Genomic DNA, 1,174 nt, shown 5'->3' on the forward strand with positions numbered 1-1,174 from the left:
TACCGCGGCGGTTTTACTGTCCGCCATAAAGTGCAGGACCGGAGAAGCCAGCTTCTGCCCCTGCAGCGTGGCTGTCAGCGTAACCTCTTCCACCGTCGGAGAACTGACCTGAACAGTGACATGTCCCTGTTCGTCCGTCTGGGTGGTCGAGGCGGATAACTGCGCGGTATTGCTGGTTGAACTCCAGTCGATCTGGACATTCTTTAACGGATTACCCTGTGCGTCTTCTGCGACAGCAGTCAGCGTAGCGCTGTCCTTTCCATCGGCCAGCAGCGTGGTTTTATCCGGTGTGATGTTTTTCAGCACGGCGCTTTTGGTGTCGGCAACAAACGTCAGCGTGGTGGTTTGTTTCGCTGCACCGTTCGCGGTGGTGGCGGAAACAGTTGTCTGCCCGGCGTGTGTGGAGGTGAAATGCATGGTTGCAACCCCCTGATTATCCGCAAGGCTGCTGGTGCTGACGAAGATCAGCTTCGGATCGCTGCTGTTCCAGTTGACCAGTGCGCCAGGCAGAGTATTGCCGTTCGCATCTTTCACCGTGACCGACCAGGTCATCGGTTCGTTGCCATCGGCGACGGCCTGAGTTTTGTCCACTTTGCTGTCAGACAGGATCGCGGTGGCCATATCACCGATAATATTCACCGCTATATCCCGGCTGGTTTGATTCGTGCTCGCCGTGATGTGCGCGGCACCGGAACGGGTGGCCTTATATTTTATCTCCGCAATACCCTGACTGTTGGTTTCGCTGGCATCAGCTGGAATGAAATCGCCAGTGGTGTTATCAGAACTCCAGTAAACTATTTGCTTTGCAACAGGGTGGCCGTTGCTGTCAGTCACTACGCTCAGCAGCGTAATGACATCTTTGCCCGCAACGACATCGGCTGTTGTGGACGATGTCAGGGCGGAAACACGGGTGGTGGCCGCGTCGGCGCTAAAGTTGATGGTGGCAGACGATTTGTTCACACCGTTGGCGGTTGCCACGGCCTGACAGGCGACCACATCCTCTGAAGCCAGCGTTGCGGTAACCCGGCCCCGATCGTCGGTTTTTTGCGGACTGCCGGTAAGATGATACTTACCTGCCGGCTGGATCTGCCAGTTAATGTCGTGCTGGCTGACAGGGTTTTTGTATTGATCTTCCACCGTGGCGGTCAGGGTGACCAGATCCTTGCCATTCGCC

Annotated in this window: 1 protein-coding gene; it reads right to left on the reverse strand. The window is 56.2% G+C overall.

From position 1 onward, the window contains the following. Window positions 1–1,174, reverse strand: a 1,174-nt coding sequence (locus tag FEK46_RS23270) for an Ig-like domain-containing protein (RefSeq protein ID WP_171021386.1), incomplete at both ends; no start/stop codon positions are given.

This window comes from Escherichia sp. E4736 (assembly GCF_005781225.1).
Lineage (GTDB): Bacteria > Pseudomonadota > Gammaproteobacteria > Enterobacterales > Enterobacteriaceae > Escherichia.